Below are 26,391 nucleotides of genomic sequence, written 5' to 3' on the forward strand. Positions count from 1 at the left end.
TTCGACGCGATAAACGATAACTTTTCCAACAAAAATAACAGAATTAATAACAAAAATCCCTGTTCCTTCGTCTAAATACTTCCTTTTTTTACTGAATCCAGTAATATCAAAATTAATATCCAGCCTCAGGCATAGGGATCAGCTTCATTCTGCATTGTTTCAGCTGCTGGACAATCCGGGACGCGTGAATCAAGGTTTTCATAGTTTAAACTTAATCTCGCCATCATATTCATCCAAGCTGATCGCTAATATATGCCATCATCAAAACAGACATCTTTACCAAAGCTGGCAACTTTATTGACTGCTGGTGTAAGCGCTGTAGTCTTGTGCACCATCTGGTCAGCATTTTTACTGGTTGACCATTTCGCTGACAATTATGCGCAAAAGGAAGCTGAAAAGAGATTGCAGCAATTGTCATGGCAAATGCGCGACTCGCTGGATCAGACCATGCAAAAGGCGGTGGGCGATGCGCAATTGTTGTCGCAGCTGGATCAGGTAAAGAATACCAAAGACCCGGCAGATATACGCCGCATTCTCGACAGTTTGCAAAAGACTTTTCCTGCCTATGCCTGGATAGGTCTGGCAGAGCTGGATGGCAAGGTAGTGGCATCCACCAAAGGCTTACTTGAAGGACAGGATGTCAGTCAGCGTCCCTGGTTTCAAAACGGGAAAAAAGAATTGTATGCAGGCGATTATCACCCTGCCTTGTTGCTGCAAAAACTGATGCCCTATAGCGCCGACCCCTGGCGCTTTGTTGATGTTGCCATTCCCATACAACACAGCGACGGCACGCCACGCGGCGTTATTGGTTTTCATTTGAGCTGGGGCTGGGCACGATCCATCGCCCAAACCCTGCTGGCACCTGCAGACCAGCAATACTCGGTAGAAATCATCGTCGCACGTGAAGACGGCACGGTGATACTAGGCCCCAAGGGCATGGAAGAAAGCAAGATTAAAACCGCCAGCCTGACGCAATCGCGTTCAGGTAAAAGCGGTGCCACGGAAGAAACCTGGGCCGACGGGCAAAAATACCTGACCGGCTATGCGATGGCCGGGCAAGCGCGTAATTACCCCGCTTTGCAATGGAGCGTATTGGTACGCCAGCGCAAGGATATCGCCATGGCGGCACTAGGCAAGCTCGAACATGAGATTCTGATACTGGGCGCCGTACTGGCGCTGATATTGGCACTGATCGCGGCACTGTTGACGCGCCGTCTTTCTTCATCATTGACAAAGTTGAGTGCTTCGATAGAACAGCGCGCGCAATTGCGTAGCGGACCAGAAAATCCACAACCTATAGCGATCGTCCAGGGGTTTCACGAGGCGCATCTGTTATCGGTGACACTGGCCGATATGATTGACAAGGAAGAACAGTATCTGGGCCGCATACAACGGGCAAATGAAAGCCTGGAATCCACCGTTGCAGAGCGCACTCGCGAAATCGCCGACAAGGCAAGTGAACTGGAAGCATCCTTGCAACAGCAACGCAGCGTACAAAGCAGATTACAGGCCGTGACAGACAACCTGCCCAGCATCATTACTTTCATGGACAGAGACGAACGCTACCTGTTCGTGAATGCCTTTGTCACCACCGAATTTGGCGTTAAGCCTGAATACCTGATGGGTAAAACCTTGCGTGAAGTGGTGGGTGAAAAATTTTATAAACCGATGGAACAGCACGTACGCACTGTACTTGGTGGCCAACGCGTCAGTTTCGAAGGCGAAGGTGAGCTCAATGGCCGCATTTATTACTATCAATCAGTGTATGTACCAGCGTTGGATGAAGCGGGTCAGGTGGTCGGCTTTTATGCCATGAGTTCCGACATCGCTGACCGCAAACGGGTAGAAGCAATGATGACTGAATTCGTGTCCACCGTCAGCCATGAATTGCGTACGCCGCTTACTTCCATCAATGGGGCTTTGCGCCTGGTTGCTGCCGGGGTCGCCGGTGAGATTCCTCCCAAGGCAAAAGAACTGACCACTGTCGCCATGCGCAATGCAGACCGTCTTCTGCGCCTGATTAACGACATTCTGGATCTGGAAAAAATCGCTTCTGGCAATATGGAATTCAATTTTAAATTGAGCAAGCTGGGGCCGATGATACAGGATGCAGTTACTGCCAATATTTCTTACGCTGACCAGTATGGCGTGCGCATGCTGGTCGCGGGCGACTATAACGACCTGCATGTCAATGTAGACCGTGACCGCTTCTCACAGGTCATGACCAATCTGCTCTCGAATGCGATTAAATTTTCGCCTGAAGGTGGCGAGGTAGAGGTGTCGGTGGAAGCCAGCCAGAAACTGCTTAAAGTGATCGTCAGTGACCAGGGATGTGGGATTCCAGCAAACTTCCACGACAAGATTTTCCAAAAGTTCAGTCAGGTGGATGGCTCCAATACCAGGAAAAAAGGCGGTACTGGCCTGGGCTTGAATATTTGCAAGACCATCATAGAACATATGGGCGGCAATATCGGTTTTACCTCAACGGTTGGCTCTGGTAGCCAGTTTTTCTTCGAGTTGCCTATTGTGGCGGAAGTGGCAGAAGTGGCAGAATCTGAAACATCCGTAACACGTGAATCTGCAAAATAAACACCAACATCCTGGTGCTTATCTTTTAATCATTCATAAAACTTATTTTTTCTGAATTTTCCCCTCCTGTACATTGTTGTAGGACAAGGCTCACATGCTGCAGCGCACTGAGCGTACAAAGCGCTGCCGACTTTTCCGATATCAACACTGACATTAAAAATATAAAGTGAAGCTCAGGTTGATCTTGAGAAGAATTATTGAAAATCCTTCACTTCCTATATCAACAAGTCTTGATAACAACAGGCAGGAATGTAATTTCAAAAAGGGGAATACTATGATTAGCGCCATGCATGCACAAACCTCACGCACTATACGTAAGCCATTATTATCGGCTGGACTCTTGCCTCGGGATTTTTCTGGCATACGTGCAAATATCGAGGTGGCAGCTGTTGGCCCCTTGCAAAACGACATACTCGCTGCCTTGCCACAGAGCGAACTTGACTTATTGTTGCCTCACCTGGAATTCGTGCATTTGCCGTTTGACAAAGAACTGTATGCGTATGGTGACAACCTTAGCCATGTCTATTTCCCGACCACCGCCATCGTAGCCTTGCTGTATGTATTGGCAGATGGTGACGTCACAGAAATCAGTGTTACTGGCCATGAAGGTATGCTCGGTATCTCCTCCTTGATGGGGCAAACCGCGATGGGTACGGCCATGGTACAAAGCGCAGGTAGCGCGTACCGCCTGCCGGCTTCCGTGTTGCAGAAAGCCTGCGCCAATGGTGGAAAATTGCAACAGTTGATCATGCGCTACACCCAGGCGCTGCTTTCTCAAATGGCGCAGAACTCGGTGTGTGGCAGACACTATTCTATCGATCAGCAATTATCGCGCTGGTTACTTGACAGGATAGATCGCCTGCCAGGCAACGAGTTGAAAGTAACCCAGGAAATGATCGCGAATATGCTTGGTGTTCGCCGTGAAAGCGTTACGGAAGCTGCTGGAAAATTACAAAACGAAGGCCTTATCCATTACAAACGCGGCAACATCACCGTGCTTGATCGCGAAGGTCTTGAAATTTACGCAGGTGAATGTTATCGCGTTGCCAAACAGGAATTTGACAGAATATTGTCGAGCAATATGTAACAAACCAAGCGTCGCTGCACGCCATCATTGCAGCGACTTTTACCTGAACGCATTCCACGACGCATTCCACGCACAAAACGTGGAATGCGTTTTTTTAATTGAAGGGGATAAACGCTTCGATAGCGGTACCATGATTGTCTTCACCGGGCTTGACCTTGAAAGTCCCACCTAATAACAGAGCGCGTTCACGCATACCAAGCAAGCCATGCGATTTCGGCTTGGTAATCGCATCTTTTTGTATTCCAATACCATCATCAAGAATTTGCAACCAAAGGCCAGATTCTTGCCGTTTCAGGCTGATTTTTACCTTGGTGGCCTGGGCATACTTGATCACATTATTCAGCGATTCCTGCATGATACGAAACAGGGCTATCGATCTGGCTGGATCCAGGGTATCAAAATCTTCTGCAATATCGGTAGCGTAATCGAGCCCGGCAATAGCGGTTGCTTCTTCACAGTAATACTGGATAGACGCAGCCAGGCCAAGATTGTCCAGCATGCTTGGTCGCAAGTCTTCAATAATCCGCCGTTTCAGGTTAACCGTATCTTGCAGCACACGCTTGGTTCTTTGCAATTGCGTGGCAAGCGCTGGTTCCTTCTCTTTCAATTTCTCAGCGACGACGGAAATATCCATGTTGATGGCGGTCAGATTGGAACCCATTTCATCATGCAATTCGCGCGCCAGTTTGGCTTTTTCTTCCTCTGCCACTTTCAGCAAATGCCGCGACAATACCGACAACTGTTCGGTTCTTTTCAGCACCGTTGTCTCCAGATTATCGTTAGCGATTTTCAAGGCATTTTCTGTGCAACGCTGTTTATTGGAATTATGGTAGATCAGACGATAAAACAAAATCAGTACAAGCAAGGCAAGGCCGTTGATGGCATTGCCTATGAATAAGGCTTCCTTGTATTCTGTATAAAAAAGCTTGCGTCTTGTCTGCAAAGTTTCGTTTTCCTCTTTTTCCATGATGATATCGAGCAAACGGATTTCATCCATGATCTCGCGGCCTTCGCCAGCCTTGGCCAGGGCGACAATGTCAGGCAGTCCCACCTTTTGGTAAATGGCGATACTGTTTTCAAAAACTCTCTCTTTACTATCGTAAAGAGCACGAAGCTCCCGCAGGTTTTTTACCTGCGCAGGATTATCACCCAACAAGCGTTCCAGCTCCTTGAAATCACCCTGAAGTTGTTGCTTTGCCGCTTCCCATGGACGCAGATAAATCGGATTGCCGGATATGAAGTAACCACGGATACTGCTTTCGGCATCCATGATGAGGACATTGATATTCTTTAATTTATCTTTTACGCTCCAGTTATGCTCGGCTGCCTCATTATTGGTTTTAAGTCTTTCCAGATTCTGGTATGACGAAAATGCGTTTCCGACCAGCACGATCAGGCAAGCGACAAACAAAAATGTAATGTAAAAAGGCAGAGAAGAAGTTCCCAGGCGTTTCATGAATAATCCTCCGGCTTGTAGATGTTTGCGATGAGACTGGCATTCATTTCAACAATGGTAGTCAGTCCATTGAGCATTGTAATTATACAAAATGGATACATTTGTAAACCTGCACTTTCCATGAATTGCGCCGCATCTCAGCCTCAGGTCAAAATAAAATAATGTAACACGGTACAAGAAGAACTTCTTTAAGCCTGAGCAGGCGCTTGACGTAGGTCTTTTCCTACAAGCGATTCCGTTAAAGCTTATTGCCACTTCAGGCAAGTCTCCATAAAATGAGATACCTTAACCAGAAACAGTACAATCATTTACCTAGCGGTTATTTTTCGTCTTTCATACAATCAAGAGTCAACTCATCTGAGTTTGAACAAAATGAATTCCAAAAAAAAGTTGAAAGTATTTTTAATCGAAGATGCGCAGAAAATCCGCTCTGTTCTGATTGAAGTATTGGAGCAAATCGAAAATATTGAAGTTGTCGGTTTCGCAGAAAGCGAAAAAGAGGCTTTGAAACAGTTGCGCTCAATTGAATGGGATATCGCTATCGTCGATATTGGCCTGCGTGAAGGAAGCGGCCTGGCTGTACTGTCAGCTTTAAAAAGCGATGAACGTGAATACGGAACACGCCTGGTGTTTACCAGCAGCCCCAGCCGCGCTTTAAAAACCCGCACCATGTCGCTTGGCGCGGAGGGTTTCTTCGACAAATCATTCGAACTCGACATGCTGGTAGACCATATCAAGGCAATGACGCATTAATCACCCGCGGCACATTCAAACCAGGCACAAAGACACGCTTGCAGTGTCTGCTTTGAACGGCGTTGCAAATCCGCGTAAAGCTAGTGCCAAAGCGGATCGGCTGCTATAACGAAATTTCCAAGAAGCGCGCAAACTTAGATCAATACTGTGAATAGGTACCTAATATCTCGAGCCTTAACACGGAAATGACGAGATCACCGCGACGCTCATAAATTTAAGTGCAATATTCATTGGCGATTTCCCGTCGATTGATCTGTTAAATTTAGTATTTGAATACGCGATTTTCTTAAGTGTCAAAATTACTGAAAATCCCTTTTTCTTTTGCGAATGCGACGATCTTTTGTGTGCTGACTAGCTTGTACTTGAAATCGCCTGCCTTAGACTGCCATCTAAATTTCTTCCCGTTGACGACGAACGTCAAACGATGACGTTTTGGACCGCGCAACAGAACTACGCCAAGCACGAAGCAAAAACCCATGGCACCAATCGGCACACTCATTCCAGCGGGAAAAGAACCGAATGCCAATACCAACAGGATCGATAAAGCTAGGAGTCCGCCAAAAATCATTGAAACTACTGCCCATTTTATTTCGTAAAAAATCGCCGAACATTCGCTTAGCGAAAATTGAAGAAGTTCAAATGGCGTCAATGACGCTACCTTTCTCTTCACGAAAACAAGTTTCTGTGTGGATACACTGGCTATTTGATTTATGTTCTTAGCGTATTCATCGGGATATACAAGTGTTGCGATGTGTTCTTCGTCGACATTGGGTAAGGTCATAGCATGAGACATTTAATGCTGAGCTGATCGGAACTGCGCGCTAGGCAATATGACCGAAGCGCAGATGATTGAAAAAATGATGAGCGGAAAAATTGCTAATAGGCGCAGTTTCCGTATTGAGCGTCGTGTTAAAAGTCATAGATCGACAAAATCTCCAGATTCAGCATCATAAAAGCGAGCGCAGAGCAAATTAGCGAAATCCAGCTCCAAACAACCAATTTGCTTATCCCTGTTAAAAATTGCATTCGTGATAAGCACTAAAGCTTACGCACTGAAGAAGCCTATGTTTACTGGATTGGATGGTAGATGCACTTTCATGGCCTGTGCCATCCCTTAGGGATGCGCGAGACCGAGTTCAAAGCCTTTGCAGCAACATGAAAAATTTTGAGCTTACACGTGCACCAAATTTAAGCGTTTTTACGAAGCCAGTAACATCCATCGCAGCATCAGTCCAACAAGTTATTTTTCATCGCGTAATAAGTCAGATCCGAATTTGACTGCAATTTCATTTTTTCCATGACGCGTGTACGATAAGTACTGATGGTTTTTACACTCAGCGATAATGTCACGCCAATATCAGAGACCGATTCACCTTTGGCCAACCTGAGAAAAACTTGAAACTCACGGTCTGATAATTCGGTGTGCAAGGCAGCTTCTGCGTTGTGATCAAAACCCTGCGCAAGAATCTCGCCAACATCAGCACTGACATAACGCCGGCCTGTCGATACCGTGCGGACAGCTTTAATCAATTCCTCCGGGTCACAATCCTTATTGAGATACCCATTGGCACCCATCTTCAACAAATTAAACGCATACTGTTGTGCCGGATAGCTGCTCAGTATCAATATGGGTAACTCTGGCTGCCCTTGTTTTATCGTGCGCAAGGTATCAATGCCGCTTTGATCTGGCATGCTAATGTCGAGCAACATGACGTCACAGGCTTTTTTTCTGGCTATGTCCAGCGCTTCACGACCGGTACCGGCCTCGGCAACAACCTCAATATCACTGACTCCAGCAAAAATTTGTTTGAAGCCAGCCCGGATAATTTGATGGTCATCACAAACTGCTACACGTATCATTTTGATCCTCAGGCATAATCAGACTCATGGAAATTGTAATCACAAAATTGTGCAAGCAATCAGTGTGGCAAGATAATAGCATTTGAAAATCAATAATTAAAAATACAGAACCTGAAGACACCCGCTTTTTGCGTTTATTTATTAACTTATCAATATATTTGTTCGTATCGTCAGGTTATCAAGGGCAAAAATCGCCTTTTCGATTGATGTTTATCGATTTATTACTATAGTGACATTGTTTTCGATAAGATAGCAAAAATGCTTCAGATATTGCCTTATCACTTAACTTAAAAGGTAACCGGCTAGATTGGCAAATCCTTACGATATCATCCTGTGATTGACTTACTTGAATGCAAACAGCAGCAATGGATAATTGCTGCTGTTTGCATTCATGCCAGATCCCCGTGCTGTGCGATCTCATTCGCATGTCAGGGCCTGGTAACCGCGGATTCTGTTTTTCTAGTGTTCAGTCGCAGCACTTTTACCAGCGCTCACTGGCAGGTTACCGCCCTCACCTTCCCATGTGGTCAACTCAATCTTATGGAGCTTTTTCTCCAAGTGTTTTTCCTGCTGTTTCTTTTTTCCCAAAAAACTGGTCAAAAGCAAGCTGGCTACACCAGCCAATACAACAAACTGTTTGCTAATCAACATATATTTCTCCCTCTGATAATTTAAAAACCAATCCATCAACTGGAATGTGCTCTAAGAAAAGTATTTTGCCCTTGCTCTGCTTCAAGACGGCGATATCGAAGTACGCTGGGCCTGCCTATGCTTAATGCACTGCGCTATGATTCTTTGCGCATCACCGACAGCTATCTGGCATTTAGCATTAGTGATCATCTGATGCCCAGTCGCCAACAAGCGTGGGTTACCCAATACCTGTCCGAGACCCATGCGCACGGTGCCACGGAAATAAGTGATTCCACCTTTTAGCAAACACATATTCATTGCGGTTTCTCCTCAAAACAGGTATCAGGGTTCCAATAATTGGCATGAAGCCTCGTATTGAACTGATTTCATGTTAACACCAGCCTTTATGACCCCATATAGGACACAGGCATCTGGTTTTGTAGGAATAGAGGAAGTACTGATTCACAAGTTCGGCATATGGAGAGCTGCTGTGAATAACGGCGTTGAATATTTGCAGTGAATAGGCTGCATCAAGGACAAAGGCGGCAAATAATTGCCGCCTTTGCTTTACCACCTTGAATTACTGCTGAGAACCATTAAGGCTGGTATCAGGATTTCCTGGCAAATGCCAGTTTGCGTACTACAGCCAGCAGGCGATCAATTTCTTCGCAAGTGTTATAAAACGCAAAAGAAGGACGTACCGTAGCTTCGACACCAAAACGACGCAGTATAGGCTGGGCGCAATGGTGTCCGGAACGTACGGCGATGCCTTCTTCATTCAGGGCCTTGCCCACTTCTTCTGTCTTGTAGCCAGCCAGTACGAAAGAAGCCACGCTGGCTTTTTCATGCGCAGTGCCAATCAGGCGCACACCCGGGATACGCTTTAAACCCTGGGTTGCATATTCAAGCAACGCATGTTCATACAAGGCAATTTTCTCCAAACCCAGACGCTCGACATAATCAATAGCCGCGCCCAGACCGACAGCATCGGCAATATTGCCAGTACCAGCTTCGAAACGCGCTGGTGCAGGCTGGTACTGGGTACGCTCAAAGGTCACATCAGCAATCATGTTGCCGCCACCCTGCCAGGGAGGTAACTGGTCCAACAGGGCTTTTTTGCCATACACGACGCCGATACCGGTAGGGCCGAAAACCTTGTGGCCTGAAAACACATAGAAGTCTGCATCCAGCGCCTGCACGTTGACACGCAGATGTGATACTGCCTGCGCACCATCAATCAACACGCGGGCACCGGCAGCATGGGCCAGTGCGGTAATTTCCTGCACGGGTGTGATCGTGCCCAGGGCATTCGATACCTGGGTGACTGCCACCAGCCTTGTCTTGCCATTCAAGAGCTTGCGGTATTCATCGAGCAGGACCTGACCGCTGTCGTCCACGGGTATGACACGCAGGATGGCACCTTTTTCTGCCGCCAGTTGTTGCCAGGGCACGATATTGGCATGATGTTCGAGTTGCGAAACGATGATTTCATCCCCGGCACCGATAAACTTTTTACCAAAAGTATTCGCTACCAGATTGATCGCTTCGGTCGCACCACGCACAAAAATGATTTCATCAGGGCTGGATGCGCCCAGAAACCTGGCAACTTTATTGCGCGCAGCCTCATAGGCATCGGTCGCCCTGGCCGCCAGTTCATGCGCAGCACGATGAATATTGGAATTCTCATGCGCGTAAAAATAACTGATGCGGTCAATCACTGACTGCGGCTTTTGCGTGGTGGCGGCATTATCAAACCACACCAGTTGCCTGCCATTCACGCGCTCTGCCAGGATGGGAAAATCCTTGCGTACCGCGTTGATGTCAAACGGTGCGGCCAGCGATGGATTGGCAGCACGCGGTGCATTATCCCAGTAATCCTGCTCGCCCTGCTGGAAATAATATGCCGGATGCGTTGCTGAATTCGTCCCTGACGCAGATGCAAAATGCTGTGCAGGGTACAACTCCCCCAGCAGGCTTTGCAACTGGTCTTGCCCGGGCAAGCCGAATGAGCGGGCAGCAAGCTGATCCTGATTTTTTCCTGTCGCTTGGGCTGCCAGCCTGTCCAGGCCATCCTGACCATGACCGCCAGTCTTGTAACCCTGGTCTTCACCCAAAAAATAATAAGGTGAAGATGCCGGGGCACCACCAGCTTGTGGCCGAGTAGGTGCAGTGTTACCTGCCCCCTGCGGCAAAGCGGCTGCATAGATGGCCGGTACACCCTGGGCAATGCCGGCATCGGCTGCTGGTGGTACGTGCGCAGTGCCGCTGGTTTGAGGTTCTATGACAGGCGACGCTGACACCGGATTGCTGGAAGCTGCACCATGATGACTTTCGTTCAAATGGGACAGGCCAGGCAAAAACTGCGCCGCCGCTTGCGCCGCGCCTGGCACCAGTGCAAAAAACTCTGATGCCATGCGGTTCAGCAAGTCTTCGTCCGGCAAGCCAGCGCCTCCCGCATTATTTGTAGGTGTCAGGATAGTCATGATACTTACCGATCTCCACGTCATCCAACACAGCCAGGGCATCTTCTGTCAATACTGCCAGAGAGCAATACAGAGAAATCAGGTAAGAAGCAATTGCGTTGCGGTTAATGCCCATGAAACGTACGGACAGACCCGGGCTTTGCTCGCCCGCCAGACCAGGCTGGAACAAGCCGACCACGCCCTGGCGTTTTTCACCAACGCGCAGCAAAATGATTTTTGTCTTGCCGTCTTCGATAGGCAATTTATCCGAAGGTACCAGCGGCACACCGCGCCATGTCAAAAATTGCGAGCCAAACAGGCTGACTGTTGGTGGTGGCACACCACGACGTGTACATTCGCGGCCAAAGGCAGCAATGGCCAGAGGGTGAGCAAGGAAGAAGCCTGGTTCTTTCCAGACCTTGGTCAGCAGATCATCAAGGTCATCGGGTGTCGGCGCGCCGGTCAGGGTAGAAATGCGCTGGTCATCATGGACGTTTGCCAGCAGGCCATAATCCGGGTTATTGATTAATTCGCTTTCCTGTCTTTCCTTGATGGTTTCTACCGTCAGGCGCAGTTGTTCCTTGATCTGGTCATGCGGGCTGCTGTAGAGGTCTGAAATGCGCGTATGGACATCCAACACGGTCGCTACGGCATTGAGGAAATATTCACGTGGCTGTTCGTCATAATCGACAAAGGTTTGCGGCAATTCGGATTCATCACGCTGCGAGCAGGCGACGCGTACATCCTTGGGGTTTTTTACCTTGTTGAGACGATAAATACCTGCCTCTACCGGCAGCCATTGCAGCAGATGCACAAGCCAGCGTGGTGAAATGGTCGATAACTGGGGAACGGTTTTGGTCGCATTGGCTAACTGCCGTGCGGCATTGTCGCTAAGTGCGAAATTACTGGAAGACACATCGGTCATTACTTACTCCATAAAAGTGCAGTGAATCGGGGAAACAGCTAAATTCAAAGTGTCGGCGGTCTATATACATCATTCAACATGCTATAGACGCCAAATCAAATACAAGGGCGGTTCTGGCGCGGCGCAGTTGCTCACAATGCGCCAGCAGTTCTGGCAGACTCATGCCCAACGCCAGCGATAATTTGTCTATGGTGACGAGAGACGGGATGACCTTGCCACGTTCAATCTCACCCACATAGGAACGGTTCAGGTCGGCGCTTTCTGCCAGCGTTTCCTGGGACCAGCGCTTCAGCTCCCTGACCTGGCGTATGGTCAGGCCAAAGTAATGGCATAAATCACTCATGGGCAATTCACCTGGTAGGGGTAATTTGCGCGCCCTGCTCATGCCGCAAACTGGCCTGGCTGACATGCTCGTCGGGAGCGACATCATTTGTGATCCAGACATTGCCGCCGATAATCGCTCCACGGCCTATGGTGACGCGGCCCAGTACGGTAGCACCGGCATAGATCACCACATCATCCTCAACAATGGGGTGACGGGGCAGGCCCTTTTGCAATTTGCCTTCGTTGTCAGTGGGAAAACGCTTCGCGCCCAGTGTCACCGCCTGGTAGATACGCACACGCTGACCGATGATGGCGGTCTCACCAATCACCACCCCGGTGCCATGATCAATAAACAGACCGGCGTCGATACTGGCACCGGGGTGTATGTCTATCCCGGTCTGGCCGTGGGCAATTTCTGCAACGATGCGCGCCAGCAGCGGCACACCCAGCTCATACAACTTATGCGCAATACGGTGATGTATCATCGCCAGGATGCCGGGGTAACACAGCAAGACTTCATCTACCGTACGCGCTGCCGGGTCACCCTGGTAAGCAGAAATGACATCGCTGTCGAGCAAGGAACGTATGCCCGGCAATGCGCGGGAAAACTGACGGACGATGGTCAGCGCACGGTCATCGATATGCAGGCCATCTTCTTCGTGATAGCGCGATGCATAGCTAAGCTCCAGCCTGACCTGGCCCAGCAGGGAGTGCAGTACCGAATCCAGGGTATGGCCGACATAAAAGTCTTCACTTTCCTGGCGCAATTCTGGCGGCCCCAGTCGCATGGGGAACAGAGCGCCGCGCAAATCATTGATGATTTTTGAAAGGGCATCACGGGACGGTAATTCACGCCCGCCCGGTTCAGACGATCTTTGTTGCTGGCGACGCCAGGCATGGCGCACGGCAGCGAGTTCACTGACTACCTGCTCTATGCCAAAAAGTGAGGAACGGACATCTTTTGCCTGCTGCAATGCGTGACCCATAAGCGTCAGCCTTTCTGTTTTATTCAAATAATCTGTGTCTACAGATGGCTCACGCTAATCTTGCAACCACGGTAAATGGTGAAAACGCCAGCCACCTTGCAAACCACGTTGCTGCGACTCGTTCAGGTCGCCTTCAAAGCCTTCGGCAACATTGAATACATTGCCAAAACCGGCTTTACTGGCTGCTTCTGCCGCCGCGCTGGAGCGTTTGCCGCTACGGCAAAGCAACAGCACCACCGCGGATTTATCCTTGAGTTTATTTTCCAGTTCCTTGACGAACCTGGGATTGCGGGTCATTGCTGTACCGGTCGCCCATGCAACATGCACGCTATCGGGTACATGGCCGACAAATTTGCGTTCTTCTGAAGTACGCACGTCGACCAGCACCGCCAGACCCTGCTGTACCAGTTGCCAGGCATCTGCCGGTGACAGGCTGCCAGCGAATGCAAGGCCAGTGTCTTGTGCCTGCTGGCGTGCAGCCGCAAGAATGGGGTGTTCGTGTGTGCCTGCCTGGTCGGCGCTGGCGCCGATAATGGCCTCAGTTGCCTCAGTTGCCTGTTCGTCTACGTGGGTAAATGTGGAATCGCTCATTAAATATGCTCGCTGCAATCGAATACAAACTGTTGATTTCGTAACAGTGACCCAATGTACCGAAATTACCTAAGGCGCAAAACGAATAAAAATGAGGATATTTATCTGAAAAACAGATATGAAAATTTCCTGAACAATCAGAAATTAAAGGTAAAAAATGTGCAGTGGCCTTGAACCGGCGTTACAGACTCAAGGCACTTGATCAGGCTGGCAAGATCTGAGGAATTAACTGCCAGCAGTAGTGGTGAGCCCAGTCCCGGCAGGCTGCAAATGGCGGTAGCCGGCAGCACGGGCAAAATCCGGCAAAGTCCAGACTATGCCATTCACACCCCAGGTGCCATCCACCACATCATGCAGCATGATAGAGCTGATCAGTTTGCGATGTTCTTCTGCCGGCATGGCTTGCCTGAAAGCCTCATGGACAAGCTGCACATAAAGCGCACGGGCAGTGGCATCCAAGACACCCGCAGGCACATACACCACGGCGATGCAGGGCAGGCATTGCATCGTCATGTCCATACCGCCAAAGGTATATGACCCGCTATCGACCTCATCAATGACGATCATGGTCATCATGCGCATTCTGGGGTCGTCGGGAATTTGTTCAGCCGTGGCGGCTGCATCACTGAGGCTGCGCATCAGTCTGGCCCGGTGCTCTGCCGGAAAGGACGCTTTGGGAATTTTGACGAGTATGTTCGGCATGATGAATCCGCTGTGATTGATCGAACAGTCATCGTAAGCAATATCAAGATTTTTTCGTAGTGTCTGTTTTGACTTTATTCAAGTGTATTCAGACAATGTCCATTTTTTTGAATTTTTCTTTTTCAGAAAACAGGGTAGTATATAAATTATGTTTGTCGCCCGGATCTATCATGCAAGACCATAGCAATTACGACTATACGGTGCTGATCATGCCAGGTGCCTATGCGTCCAGCGTGTCGCTGACGCTGGACATACTCGCTGCCGCTGCACGCATGGCTAAAAACCTGCATATCGCCATCCCGCGCTGGCGCATTTATTCCAGCGTCAAGACACCTACCTTGCTGAGCAGCGGCCTGTCAATCTCAGCCAAAGCATTGCCACGGCAATGGCGACCAGACACATCAACCTGGATCATCCCCGGGCTGGGGCTGGATAATCCGAAAAGCATACCGCAACGCCTGGCGCAGCCTGACGCCTTGCTGGCAATACGCGCCTTGCGGGCACACGCCAGGCACGGTGGCAGCATTGCGGCTTCGTGTTCTGCGGTGTTCCTGTTGCAGGCTGCTGATTTACTGGCCACGCATAAGGTCACCACTTCCTGGTGGCTGGCGGGCTTGCTGAGTCAGCTTGAGCCACGTTGCATAGTCGATGCCAATCGCTTGGTTATCGCAGACAAAACCATCATCACTGCCGGTGCAGCACTGGCACAGACAGATATGATGCTGCATCTGTTGAGACATCAATCCGGCACGACATTGGCAGATGCCGTTTCCCGTGTTTTGCTGATCGATGGCCGTCAGGCGCAGTCACCGTTTATCATTCCAGCACTGATGTCGAATGGCAATGAATTGATAGGGGCACTGACCACACGTATAGAATCTTCCTTGCCTGCTCCTCCCAGCGTAGCGGATCTGGCAGCAGAATTTTGCATGTCCGAACGTACCCTGGCACGCCATGTGCGCACTTCGACAGGGCGCAGCACGCTCGATCTGGTACAAAGCGTGCGCTTTGGCCGTGCCAGGCAATTGCTGGAAACCAGCAGGCTCACCATAGAGCAAATAGCAGAACGCGTGGGTTATAACGACTCCACCGCATTCAGGCGCATGATGAAGAAATTCTCAGGTGCCACGCCCAGCACTTTCAGGCCAGCTGCTTACGAATAATTCACTTGAAAGACACTGCCAACCGCAGGTTCATCTCTGGCATTCTCGCCACGCATGTGAGCCAGCTGAAATGTCATTTGAAAGCCAGGCCAATCAGGCATTAAATGCTAGCTATCGACAAGCTACAGAAAATGGTGATTGTGATGGAACAGGTCTCTGGAATTTCGCTGGCAAATCAGTCAGGCAGGAAGCAGTTAATCAATTTATTGAAACGTGATTGTTTTCGTGTTCCCAATTGCGAACATATCAGCATACGTTGCCTGCAAGGCTCTTTATGGATTACCGAATTGCGTTCAGATAAAGATATTGTCATTGATGCCGGTGATTGCGTAGAAGTCAATGGACGCAAGGATGTTATTGTCGAAGCACTGACATCCTCGCATTTTGAATTTGCCCTGCCATCAGCCTGCTGTGCTTAAAGCCTGCTCCAGATCGGCGATCAGATCGTCGATATGTTCAATACCGACAGATAGACGAACCGTATCTTCCGTGACGCCCGCCTTTGCCAGCTCTTCCGGGCTCAACTGGCGATGCGTGGTCGTGGCTGGGTGGCAGGCCAGTGATTTGGCATCACCGATATTGACCAGGCGGGTGAATAATTGCAGCGCATCCTGGAAACGACCACCTGCTTCACGGCCACCTTCCAGGCCAAACGTCAGAATACCAGATGGCTTGCCACCCAGATATTTGAGCGCCAGCGCATGGTCTTTATGTTCGGGCAAACCCGCATAGTTGACCCATTTGACCTTGCTGTGTTTGCTCAGGTAATGCGCAATGTTGATGGTATTGTCAGTAATGCGATCAAGCCGCAAGGCCAGCGTCTCTATACCCTGCAGTATCAGGAAAGCGTTGAAGGGTGACAAGGCTGCACCGGTATTACGCAAGGGTACGACCCTGGCCCGGCTTATATAGGCCGCAGGCCCCAGCGCTTCGGTATAGACGACACCGTGGTAAGACACATCAGGTTCGTTCAAACGGCGGAACCTTTGCTTATGTTCCGCCCAGGGAAATTTGCCAGAATCGACAATGATGCCACCGATGGAATTGCCATGGCCACCCAGGTATTTGGTCAGCGAATGGACAACGATATCGGCACCAAATTCAATGGGACGCAATAAATAGGGTGAAGGCACCGTGTTATCAACGATCAGCGGTACACCATGTTTGTGCGCAACGGCGGCAATGGCCTCGATATCGGTGATATTACCTAATGGGTTGCCTATCGATTCAACAAATACTGCCTTGGTTTTTTCATCGATCAGTTTGCCGAAAGACTCAGGGTCACGATAATCTGCAAAACGTGTTTCTATGCCGAATTGCGGCAAGGTATGGGCAAACAGGTTATAAGTGCCACCATACAGGGTCGAGGCAGAAACAATATTGTCACCTGCTTCGGCAATGGTCTGTATGGCATAGGTAATGGCCGCCTGGCCAGACGCCAGCGCCAGACCGGCGATGCCGCCCTCCAGTTCAGCCACCCGCTTTTCCAGCACGTCGTTGGTAGGATTCATGATGCGTGAATAGATATTACCCTGCACCTTGAGGTCAAACAGGTCTGCGCCATGCTGGGTATTATCAAAGGCATAGGCAACCGTCTGGTAGATGGGCACGGCAACTGCGCGCGTGGTCGGGTCAGGTGTATAACCACCGTGCACGGCTATGGTTTCCAGCTTCATGAAAGAGTTCCTGTCAATGATTTGATATGCACCGATAGTAAAAACAGACCATCCAAATCACAACGAAGCTTTTCAGTTTTGCTTATTTGAAAAATGCTAAATAAGACATATTCGTGTTGAGCACTGCCTGCTTTTATTGGTGAGTCTGCTCCGGTTTGAAGTTCTGCAGGAAGGTCGTCATCTCAGCAGCAGGAAGTGGTTTGCTGATCAAATAACCTTGCATGACGTCGCATTGCAAGGAACGCAGATAGCTGGCCTGATCCTGATGCTCTACGCCTTCAGCGATAATTTCCAGATCCAGGCTATGACCCAGTGCAATAATGGCCCTGACGATGGAAGCATTGCTGCTGTTGGTGGTCATATCGCGCACAAAAGCCATATCTACTTTCAGCTTGTGCACCTCCAGTTGCTGTAAATAAGCGAGCGAAGAATACCCCGTTCCAAAATCATCAATCGACAGGCGTACACCAAGTGCCTTCAGATCGGCCAGAGACTTGAAAGACTTTTCACGATCCAGCATGACGCTGCTTTCGGTAATTTCGAGTTCCAGCTGATCGGCGTCGATCCCGTTTTCCTGCAAAGACTGCCTGACAGCATCAATGAGAGAACCGCGGCTAAGTTGAATGGCGGACACATTGACGGCTACCTGCCTCAACTTTAATCCTGCATCTGACCACTGCCTGATCTGGCGGCATGCAGTGCGCAGAACCCAATCACCCAATTGAACAATAAAACCATTCTCTTCAGCCATGGGTATAAATGCGGCAGGCGGGACCAGGCCACGCAGCGGATGCTGCCAGCGTACCAGGGCTTCCAGTCCAACAATCTGCCCACTGATCAAATCAACCTGGGGCTGATAATACAGACGCAACTCATCGCGCTCTATCGAACGGCGCAAATCGGCTTCCAGCGTCAGGCGTTCCTTTGCGCGACTGGTCATTTCTGAAGAAAAAAAGCGCAGCATGCCCCTGCCCCGTACCTTGGCCTGATGCAGCGCTGCATCGGCATTACTCTGCAAGGTTTCTGCATCACTGCCATCATTTGGATACAGCGCAATACCAATGCTGGCACCAACGTACACACTGTTACCATCCAGTTCAAATGGTTCTGCCAGCGCATCTATCATGCGCTGCGCTACCAGATCTATCCACGGCATGCCTTCACTGTGATTCAAGATGATGTTGAATTCATCACCGCTAATCCTGGCAACAGCGTCAATATCGGGCAACAGTTCCTTAAGTCGTTTACCTGCTTCTATCAGTAACAGATCCCCAAAACTATGGCCCAGGCTTTCATTGATGGTCTTGAAATTGTCCAGATCAATAAACAGCAATGCAAACTGGGTCTGGTCGTGCTCTGCACGCTGTAGAGCATGACCCAAAAGCTCGCGAAATAGTGCACGATTGGGCAAGCCAGTCAGCGGGTCGCGATTGATAAAGAAATTTAGCCTTTCTTCGGCATAGCGCCGTTGTGAAATATCGCGATACGAGCCACGCAGGCCCATGGATTTTCCCTCTGTGTCCATTACCGGTTTGCAGACATGCTCGATCCAGTGTTCACTGCCATCCTTTGCCCGAATACGGAATATCAATGGTATCGGCGGGGCTTGGGCAGATAAAGGGGCCTGCATTTTCCAAGCCTTGAGATCATCGGGATGAATGATTTTTTCTATCAATGCCGCATCGGCAAAGAAGTCTTCTGGTGCATAACCGGATTCTTCCATGCAGGCTGGTGATACGTACAAATAACTGCCGTCAGGAGCCATCCAGTATTCCCAGTTTGGCGAATAATCCGCCAGGATACGGTACTTCTCTTCACTTTTAATCAGCAGGGCCGTGCGCTGCGCCACCAGTTGCTCCAGAAAGTGACGCAATCTGGCCAGTTCAAGATGCGTGCGCACACGTGCATGAACCTCATCGATATCAAAAGGCTTGGTGATGTAGTCGGCGCCACCAATTGCGAAACCCTTAACTTTATCCTGGACAGCATCAACCACAGTCACAAAAATGACCGGAATACGGTTGCCAACCGGCGTCGCCTTGATACGACGACACACTTCATAACCATCCATGCCGGGCATCATGATATCGAGCAAAATCAGATCAGGCGGTGTCTGTCCTGATACCAGCTCAATCGCCTTGGGCCCGGAATTGGCGACCATGATGCGATAGCGATCTTTTAATGCCTCCAGCAACTCATGAATGTTTTCTGGCACATCATCAACCACCAGCAAGGAGGGTGGCCGCAATAGCTCATCATGCCGGTCTATATCGAAGTTCACCGGATATTTTCGATAACGTTGTAATTCAAGTTGTATACGTATACGCAGATGCAATAGATCGGGGTTGACTGGTTTGCAGATGTAGTCTGCAACTCCCAGTGCAAGACCGCGTGCTTCATCGGCAGCTTCTGACAAGGCTGTTACAAAAATAACTGGTATATCAGCAGTGAGCGGATTGGCTTTCAAACTCGCCAAAACCGAATAACCATCCATGCCCGGCATTTTAATATCGAGCAAGATCAGATCAGGCTGGGGTTGACGTTGTGCCAGCGCCAGTGCCTTTTCGCCGCTGTTGGCTGCTACGATGGCGTATTCATCACGCAGCATGCTCATCATGGCATGCAAATTTTCATTCACATCATCTACGATTAAAATGCGGAGGCGGCCACCAGTATTTTCAGTCATGATCGACTCACTCAGGTTATGTGCTTGAAGGTTTGCTAATGTTGGCTAGTAATACTTGGGCTGCATCTATATCAAATACATCAACCCGGGCTGCGATAGCCGCGATTTCTGTTTCCAGGCTGGTGCCGCGCGCACTGGCGCGTAATTCGGCCAGCAACGGCTCTGCATTGCCAAGGTCGGACTCCAGTGCTTGCTGCAGTTGTGCCAGACGCTCGTGGAATTCCTGCGGGGTCAACTGTGCGCTATCGGCGGTGATGACTGGTGCCGTTTTGATCGCAAGGCTATCAATGTCGTGCAGCACGTTTTGCAGCAAGTCACTCAGTTCTTGAAGTTCAGCCAGATCTGGCAGTTTGTCTTGCCTGAGTTCTGCATCAATGTCGAGCACTTTGCCATACAGGGCAGTTGCGCCTATGTTGCCAGCGACACCTTTCAGGGTGTGACAATACTCAGAAGCTTTGTGCAGGTTATTGTCACCAATCCAGCGTGCCAATTGACTGGCGGCATCGCTGTAGTTTTCCCGGAAACGGTACAACTGACGGCGATAAGCGTCCAATTTCCCTCCTATGCGCCTGACGCCTTCAGTCGTATCAAGGCTATCCAAAGCCAATAATTCTTTTGGAAATTCAGTCACAGAAGCAGCTGGAATCCGCGAGCTGGCACGGCTTGCAGGCAGGCGTATCCATTTCACCAATACCGCCATCAAACGATCTGGCGAGATGGGTTTGGTGACATAATCATTCATTCCTGCCGCCCGGCTTTTCTCTGCATCATGTGCCATGGCCAAAGCAGTGATAGCGATAATGGGCACACTGGCAAACCGCTCGCCACCAGGATTGCCAGCCAAAGCACGGATGGCCCGGGCCGCCTCCAATCCATCCATGACCGGCATCTGGAGATCCATCAGTACAGCATCGTATTCATGAATTTGCATTTTTTCTACCGCTTCCTGCCCATTTTTTGCTTCGTCTACGATCATGCCTTCACTGCGTAGCAATTCCATTGCAAATTCGCGATTAATGTCATTATCTTCAACCAGTAAAATGCTGGCACCGGCAAGTTGGCCGCTGGATGCCAGATCAGGCAACTTGACGCGCGACGGGTCGCCCGTACCAAGTATGCGACCTCGTCCCAATATGGAAAGTATATTGTCCAGCATGGTCGAAGGAGATACCGGTTTGATGAGAAAACCATCGACACCCGCTTGCTCTGCCAGCCGCATGACATCTTCGCGGCCGTAGGCAGTGACCATCACCACCTTGGGTTGTGGCCTTATGGCTGGATTATTGTGAATGCGCCGCGTTACTTCATCACCATTCATGCCTGGCATGCGCCAGTCCATCAGCACCAGATCGTAAGGACGTTTTTCAATGCAGGCATTCGTGATGGCCTGCAAGGCATCAGGTCCATTCGCAGCGGTACTGACATCAACTTGAAAATATTGCAGCATTTCTGCCATGATGTCGCGTGAGACTTCATTGTCGTCAATCGCGAGTATGCGTATGCCAGCCAGCAAAGGCCCTACCTGTTCAACCAGTGCGCGTTGACGCGCCTGCGCCTGCTGGGCAATTTTAATCTGAAGAGTAAAACATATGGTTGTGCCTTTACCCAGTTGGGTATCTTCTATCCAGATCTTGCCGCCCATTAGTTCAATAAGGTTTTTACAAATAGCCAGCCCTAGTCCAGTCCCACCGAAACGACGTGTGGTGGACTGATCAGCCTGCGTGAACTTTTCAAAAAGCCGGCCCTGAATTTCTGGTGCAATGCCAATACCCGAGTCACGTACATAAACCTGCATGTTCAGATCTGTCCCGGTTGCGCTGACGCAGCGAAAACCTAGTTCAACTTCACCATGTTCGGTAAATTTAACTGCGTTGCCACACAGATTGAGCAGAATTTGTCCAAGCCTCAGCGGATCACCAATCAATATTGGCGGAATGCTGGCATCGTAACGAATCAAGAACTCGATTCCCTTGTACTCAGACTGGTAACTAATCGCATCAGTTACCTGCTCAAGCACGGTTTGCAGACTAAATTCAATATGCTCTATTTCGAGCTTGCCGGCATCAATCTTGGAAAAATCAAGGATGTCGTTAATGATGCCCAGTAGTGAATGTGCTGCACCTTGCGCCTTGCTCAGATAATTACGTTGCGTAGCTGATAAATCGGTTTTTAAAGCGATATACAGCATGCCCAATACCGCGTTCATGGGTGTGCGAATTTCGTGACTCATATTTGCCAGAAACTGGCCCTTTGCCAGGTTCGCGCTTTCTGCCGACTCTTTCGCCATCTGCAATTCTTGCGTACGTTCGGCCACGATGCTTTCCAGATTCTGGTTAAGCTCGTTCAACTCTTGCAGGGAATCGAACAACCTGGCCCTGCTTTCGTTAAAGGCATTCACCAATTCACCAAGCTCATCCCGGTAAGGGTAAGTGATTTTCTCAACAGGAGTATCGCTGGAACGAAAGCGCCAGTTCGCCACCACCCGTGCGGCCGTGGTCACGGTATTTGAAAGACGGTAACGTATCGTCCACAGAAAAATCATCCACAGCGATGTAGTAACGACCAAGGAATTGAGCAGCACGATCAGAAAACCGTATTTGGTGCGATCCCAGACTACGTCGCTGCCTGAATACATTTTCAACTGTCCGATCAGACGATTTTCACCACGCAAAGACTGATAGATTAGTGGTACAACAGTTCGTTTGAAATGACCGGGCAGGAGGCCACCCACTTCATTCAGTGAGTTAGGGACGCTGCCATTATTGAGTAATATCTCGCCACTGGCCGTTTCTACCTGAACACCGGTGACAATAGCGTTTTGCCGCACGCCCTTAACGATAGCCAGTATTTGAGGATTATCCAGCTCCCACACTGCGTTGGTAATATTCGGGCCCACTGTACGTCCCAGGGAAGCGAGATCGCTGTCAATATCACGACTGACGCTGAAATACTGTATGGCAAGTTGCGCTACCGTCATGCTGATCGCGATCAGCAAATACCAGGGCAGCATGGTGTAGAGCAAGCGTCGGGAAAGCGTCTGCGATAAAAACATCATTTCCTCTGTTTCATTGAAACGTCTTAATGCCACCACCAGCGCGTGTCTGGCTCTGCCGTATGCGCTGGCAGAATGGGATTGGCCAGCCGTATTACTTCACGCCTCTCACTTGCCAGTGTCTTTATTTCTGCTGCATGGTAGGTTTCGAAAAGCTTGCGAAATGAGCCATCAGCCAGGGCCAGCTTTAATCCACGTTCTATTCTTTGTGCAAGCGTGGTGTTTCCTTTGTTGACCCAGAAGTAAACCGGATAGGGAAAATAAAGGGCCTTGGTCTTTTCGACCACCAGTTGAGGGTAAGTATTCTTGCGCTGATCAAGCTCCAGGCCTGCTTCATTCAAACCCCGTGTAAAAGCGTCGAAACGCTTGGCAACCAGCATGCCAAACAAATTTTCATAACCACTGGAAGTTTCGATCATAAACCCATTGGCACGTAGTATTGCCAGATCGGCCCATTGACTGTTCAGCCCAAAGATGAGTTGCTGGCGTAGTGCCTGTTCATTCATGCCGGCTATGCGCGCCTGATCGGCTGCGCGAATAACCAGCAAACGGTAACCAACGATGCCACGCAGTATGTCCTGCCTGACAGGCAGCATCTCAGCCTCACGTTCGGCATTGGTGCCGAGCGCGACGACATCTATCGCGCCCGATTGCAGCAATAGTATGCCGCGATTCTGGGTCACATCGTCCGGGTAAGGTTCAAGTACGGCAGGGCCATCCGTAATTTGGGTATGCGCCAATACAAGTTCCAGCAGCTTCCAGCGATACTCGTAAATCGGCCCGGCAGGAAAATATCTAAGCTTGATTTCACCTGATCCTGATGAGACAGCAAAACATGACAGGGGCAAAAACAGGGGGAAAATCAGTAATAGAAAGATGGAAATTTTCTTGCCGCGTTGGCAAACGGGTGCAAGCGCTACAACTGATGGTTGAGCGAAATTCACAATACCGAGAATAGGCCATCTTGGCATCATCTTTGCTGACTCTCTTCCAGGCATTCTGGCGATATTCAGAAATTGCAGCGCGCTTTATTTAATTTTTAAAGTTACAAACTAAGCAATTAAAAATTAAAACATTTGTCACCAGTATTCCTTAAATACGCCAATATCACAAGTGCAACTTCCTCCTCGTCAATAAATCAGTTAAATTGCTAAATAAATTCGAATCACTAGATACTGATCACTGCTGATTAAAATTAGTGCTTGTCTAAAACCGATACCGTCAGGGTTCAGACTTCCCAGCAGCTTCAAAATTAACTTGTCTGTAAACAAATTCAGCCAGAGCAACATCCTCCAGGCCGACACCGATCGCCTTGTATAGAAATATTTGCGACTCATTCTGCCGCAGTGGTTTGGGGTGCGCCAATATATTCGCCAGTTCATTCACGTTGCCCCAATCAAAGCAATCCTGCGCACACAATAGCAAATCACCCGCTTCATTTTTTGCCTGCGATTTTGATTCGACAACAATTTGTGCTGAACGCCTGATGACGTGATCATCAACTTCCCGGGTATCTGGCTTGCTTGATCCGATTGCAGCGACGAAGGCACCTGGCTTTAACAGCTGGCCATCAAACAAGGGATTGCCTGCCCGTGTTGCTGTCAACACGATATCGGCAGCAGATGCAGCCTCAGCAGCACTGACAGCTCTTGCGGATACGCCGTAGCGATTGGCAATTTCTTGCGCGAATTCGACAGGCTTGTCTATGCCACAAACCAGGATTTCAGAAAAATTTCGAATTGCCATCAATGCCGGTACATGCGCCCTCGCCTGAACACCGGTACCGAAAACCGCAAGACAACGCGCTTCTTTACGCGCCAGCGCATCCGCAGCCAGGGCCGTCACGGCGGCGGTGCGAAATTCTGTCATGGCGTCGCCTTCCATGACCGCCAGCAAGGCACCGGTACTGGCAGAGAATAGTAGAACTACAAAGCTGAACCTTCCCTTGATGGTTGTATAGATTTTTGCGCCGACGGCATCAAGGCCAGGAATGATGGCGCCCATCATGCTGAGTTTTGTATCGTCACAGTCGATACGCACACGATCCTGACTGGCACCTGCCTGACCATAAAAATGGAAAGCCTCACGCATGACCCTGATCGCATCCCTAGTCGTCAACAGGCTGGCGATTTGCTCGTTCTTGATTATTTCCATGATCTTGTCTTTTCTGATTAACATTCAAATGTGATTGATAGCCGGTACTTCACCGTCCATCTCGCCAGCGAGTTTTTCAGCACTGCCACAAGCCAGCGTCCAACCCAGCGCGCCATGACCAGCATTGATGTACAGGTTTTTCAGGCGGCTGCGGCCAATGATGGGAATACCTGTGGGCGTCGCTGGTCGCAATCCTGCCCAGGGTACAAGCGCATCACCATGTTTTGCCAGTACCGGAAACAGTTGCTGTGCTTCATCGGCGAGACCACGCCAGCTTCGTGCATCCAGGCTTTTGTCATTACCGACAATTTCGACTTTGCCTGCGACACGCAGGCGGCCGCCTATACGGGCATAAACTATTTTCTTTGCCAGATCGGTGATACTCATCGTGGGCAGGTCTTTACTATCGTCTGTTTCGTAGGTCAGGCTATAGCCTTTGAGCGGATACACCGACAGGCTCACATCCAAAGTGGCCGCAGTCTGTGTACTGTCAACCCCATTTGCCAATACGAAAGCATCGGCAACAATATCGCCCTGCGCACAACGAAGTGCATGCACACGCCCACCTGACATGACAGCACCGGTCACCCTGGTGTTAAAGGCAAGACTGACGTTGCTGTCTTGCGCCAGAAAGCCAGCAAGCTGGCTGCAAAATGCGGCGCAATCGCCAACCTGCTCTGAAGGTGTATACACACCGCCGGCCCAATGCCGGTTGGCGACAGCCAGCGCAGGTTCAATTTGCATGCAGGCTGCGGCAGACAGCAATTCTTGCTGACAGCCATACTGCTGTTGAAAGTCAATTTGTCGCCTGGCTGTTTGCAGCATTTTTTCAGACGACAACATGACCAGTTTTCCGGCTGTGCGGAAATCGAAATCCATCGCCAGTTCTTTTTGCATGGTAGCCAGGCAATCACGGCTGAAAAAAGCCAGCTTTAATAATTCCACGCTGGCTTTTTGTGATGCATGCCTTGTGCACGCCACCATGAAGCTGCTTATCCATTTCCATTGCTGCATGTCCAGCCTGGGCCGCCAGCGCAAGGGGGAATCTGGTTTCAACAAATAGCCTGGCAAGCTTTGCCAGACCCCGGCATCAGCCAAAGGGGCGACATAGGAATAACTCAGTTGAGCACCATTGGCCTTGCTGGCTTCTTGTGCGACCTGACTGTGGGCTTCGATCACAAGTACATTGTGCCCGCGCTTTGCCAGTGCGTAGGCAGTGGTCAGGCCAATGACCCCGGCACCGACAACACATATTTTCATATTGAGACTTTCATGAATACAGCTGATAGTACAGT

Annotated in this window: 21 protein-coding genes; 5 read left to right on the forward strand and 16 right to left on the reverse strand. The window is 49.7% G+C overall.

Annotation, left to right across the window (positions count from 1 at the left end):
* The first annotated feature begins 252 nt into the window (after positions 1–252).
* Together ACO0LH_RS04475 and ACO0LH_RS04480 are read left to right on the forward strand one after the other, a co-directional pair.
* Positions 253–2,589 carry a sensor histidine kinase gene (locus ACO0LH_RS04475; protein ID WP_422939830.1) on the forward strand — a complete coding sequence of 779 codons (2,337 nt, stop codon included), beginning with the start codon at positions 253–255 and terminating at the stop codon, positions 2,587–2,589.
* Positions 2,590–2,968: 379 nt separating this feature from the next.
* Positions 2,969–3,676, forward strand: coding sequence for a Crp/Fnr family transcriptional regulator (locus tag ACO0LH_RS04480; RefSeq protein ID WP_422940564.1), 708 nt, complete (start codon positions 2,969–2,971; stop codon positions 3,674–3,676).
* Between the two features lie 94 nt (positions 3,677–3,770).
* Here the strand turns inward: ACO0LH_RS04480 and ACO0LH_RS04485 are convergent, their stop codons facing one another.
* A complete protein-coding gene (locus tag ACO0LH_RS04485; protein ID WP_422939831.1) occupies positions 3,771–5,132 on the reverse strand; it encodes a CHASE3 domain-containing protein in 1,362 nt (453 codons plus the stop codon).
* Between the two features lie 372 nt (positions 5,133–5,504).
* Between ACO0LH_RS04485 and ACO0LH_RS04490 the strand changes: the two genes are divergently transcribed.
* On the forward strand, positions 5,505–5,885 hold the full coding sequence (locus tag ACO0LH_RS04490) for a response regulator (RefSeq protein WP_422939832.1): 381 nt from the start codon (positions 5,505–5,507) through the stop codon (positions 5,883–5,885).
* Positions 5,886–6,171: 286 nt separating this feature from the next.
* Here the strand turns inward: ACO0LH_RS04490 and ACO0LH_RS04495 are convergent, their stop codons facing one another.
* From ACO0LH_RS04495 to ACO0LH_RS04535, 9 genes are all read right to left on the reverse strand, one after another.
* Positions 6,172–6,666 (reverse strand): hypothetical protein, encoded by a 495-nt coding sequence (locus ACO0LH_RS04495; protein ID WP_422939833.1) that lies wholly within the window; start codon positions 6,664–6,666, stop codon positions 6,172–6,174.
* A 446-nt stretch (positions 6,667–7,112) separates the two neighbouring features.
* Positions 7,113–7,745, reverse strand: coding sequence for a response regulator (locus tag ACO0LH_RS04500; protein WP_422939834.1), 633 nt, complete (start codon positions 7,743–7,745; stop codon positions 7,113–7,115).
* 459 nt (positions 7,746–8,204) lie between these two features.
* Positions 8,205–8,396 carry a hypothetical protein gene (locus ACO0LH_RS04505; RefSeq protein WP_422939835.1) on the reverse strand — a complete coding sequence of 64 codons (192 nt, stop codon included), beginning with the start codon at positions 8,394–8,396 and terminating at the stop codon, positions 8,205–8,207.
* Positions 8,397–8,983: 587 nt separating this feature from the next.
* Positions 8,984–10,858 carry a family 2A encapsulin nanocompartment cargo protein cysteine desulfurase gene (locus ACO0LH_RS04510; protein WP_422939836.1) on the reverse strand — a complete coding sequence of 625 codons (1,875 nt, stop codon included), beginning with the start codon at positions 10,856–10,858 and terminating at the stop codon, positions 8,984–8,986.
* Positions 10,833–11,762 (reverse strand): family 2A encapsulin nanocompartment shell protein, encoded by a 930-nt coding sequence (locus ACO0LH_RS04515; RefSeq protein ID WP_422939837.1) that lies wholly within the window; start codon positions 11,760–11,762, stop codon positions 10,833–10,835. Before ACO0LH_RS04515 ends, ACO0LH_RS04510 begins: the two co-directional genes overlap by 26 nt.
* Before the next feature lie 73 nt (positions 11,763–11,835).
* Positions 11,836–12,105, reverse strand: a complete 270-nt coding sequence (locus ACO0LH_RS04520) for a helix-turn-helix domain-containing protein (RefSeq protein ID WP_422939838.1) — start codon at positions 12,103–12,105, stop codon at positions 11,836–11,838.
* Between the two features lie 7 nt (positions 12,106–12,112).
* Entirely contained in the window at positions 12,113–13,072 is a 960-nt protein-coding gene (gene epsC / locus ACO0LH_RS04525) for a serine O-acetyltransferase EpsC (RefSeq protein WP_422939839.1), read from the reverse strand.
* Between the two features lie 54 nt (positions 13,073–13,126).
* Complete coding sequence (locus tag ACO0LH_RS04530) at positions 13,127–13,663, reverse strand: rhodanese-like domain-containing protein (protein WP_422939840.1); 537 nt, start codon at positions 13,661–13,663, stop codon at positions 13,127–13,129.
* A 225-nt stretch (positions 13,664–13,888) separates the two neighbouring features.
* Complete coding sequence (locus tag ACO0LH_RS04535; protein WP_422939841.1) at positions 13,889–14,365, reverse strand: tautomerase family protein; 477 nt, start codon at positions 14,363–14,365, stop codon at positions 13,889–13,891.
* Positions 14,366–14,535: 170 nt separating this feature from the next.
* On the opposite strand from ACO0LH_RS04535, the gene ACO0LH_RS04540 reads away from it, so the two are divergent.
* The gene (locus tag ACO0LH_RS04540) at positions 14,536–15,528 is read left to right on the forward strand and encodes a GlxA family transcriptional regulator (RefSeq protein WP_422939842.1); all 993 of its coding nucleotides are present in this window, start codon (positions 14,536–14,538) and stop codon (positions 15,526–15,528) included.
* Positions 15,529–15,632: 104 nt separating this feature from the next.
* Positions 15,633–15,947 (forward strand): DUF2917 domain-containing protein, encoded by a 315-nt coding sequence (locus tag ACO0LH_RS04545; RefSeq protein ID WP_422939843.1) that lies wholly within the window; start codon positions 15,633–15,635, stop codon positions 15,945–15,947.
* On the opposite strand, the gene ACO0LH_RS04550 is transcribed toward ACO0LH_RS04545, so the two are convergent.
* The 6 genes from ACO0LH_RS04550 to ACO0LH_RS04575 form a co-directional block, all read right to left on the reverse strand.
* The gene (locus tag ACO0LH_RS04550) at positions 15,930–17,204 is read right to left on the reverse strand and encodes an O-acetylhomoserine aminocarboxypropyltransferase/cysteine synthase family protein (protein WP_422939844.1); all 1,275 of its coding nucleotides are present in this window, start codon (positions 17,202–17,204) and stop codon (positions 15,930–15,932) included. The genes ACO0LH_RS04545 and ACO0LH_RS04550 overlap by 18 nt on opposite strands.
* Positions 17,205–17,337: 133 nt before the next feature.
* Positions 17,338–19,890 carry an EAL domain-containing protein gene (locus tag ACO0LH_RS04555; protein WP_422939845.1) on the reverse strand — a complete coding sequence of 851 codons (2,553 nt, stop codon included), beginning with the start codon at positions 19,888–19,890 and terminating at the stop codon, positions 17,338–17,340.
* A 16-nt stretch (positions 19,891–19,906) separates the two neighbouring features.
* Positions 19,907–22,942 (reverse strand): response regulator, encoded by a 3,036-nt coding sequence (locus tag ACO0LH_RS04560; RefSeq protein WP_422939846.1) that lies wholly within the window; start codon positions 22,940–22,942, stop codon positions 19,907–19,909.
* A gap of 26 nt (positions 22,943–22,968) precedes the next feature.
* Entirely contained in the window at positions 22,969–23,916 is a 948-nt protein-coding gene (locus ACO0LH_RS04565; protein ID WP_422939847.1) for a substrate-binding periplasmic protein, read from the reverse strand.
* A gap of 247 nt (positions 23,917–24,163) precedes the next feature.
* On the reverse strand, positions 24,164–25,096 hold the full coding sequence (locus ACO0LH_RS04570) for an ornithine cyclodeaminase family protein (RefSeq protein ID WP_422939848.1): 933 nt from the start codon (positions 25,094–25,096) through the stop codon (positions 24,164–24,166).
* A 24-nt stretch (positions 25,097–25,120) separates the two neighbouring features.
* A complete protein-coding gene (locus ACO0LH_RS04575; RefSeq protein ID WP_422939849.1) occupies positions 25,121–26,356 on the reverse strand; it encodes a D-amino acid dehydrogenase in 1,236 nt (411 codons plus the stop codon).
* Between the last annotated feature and the right edge of the window lie 35 nt (positions 26,357–26,391).

The sequence above is a fragment of the Undibacterium sp. TJN19 genome, assembly GCF_049339485.1.
Lineage (GTDB): Bacteria > Pseudomonadota > Gammaproteobacteria > Burkholderiales > Burkholderiaceae_D > Undibacterium.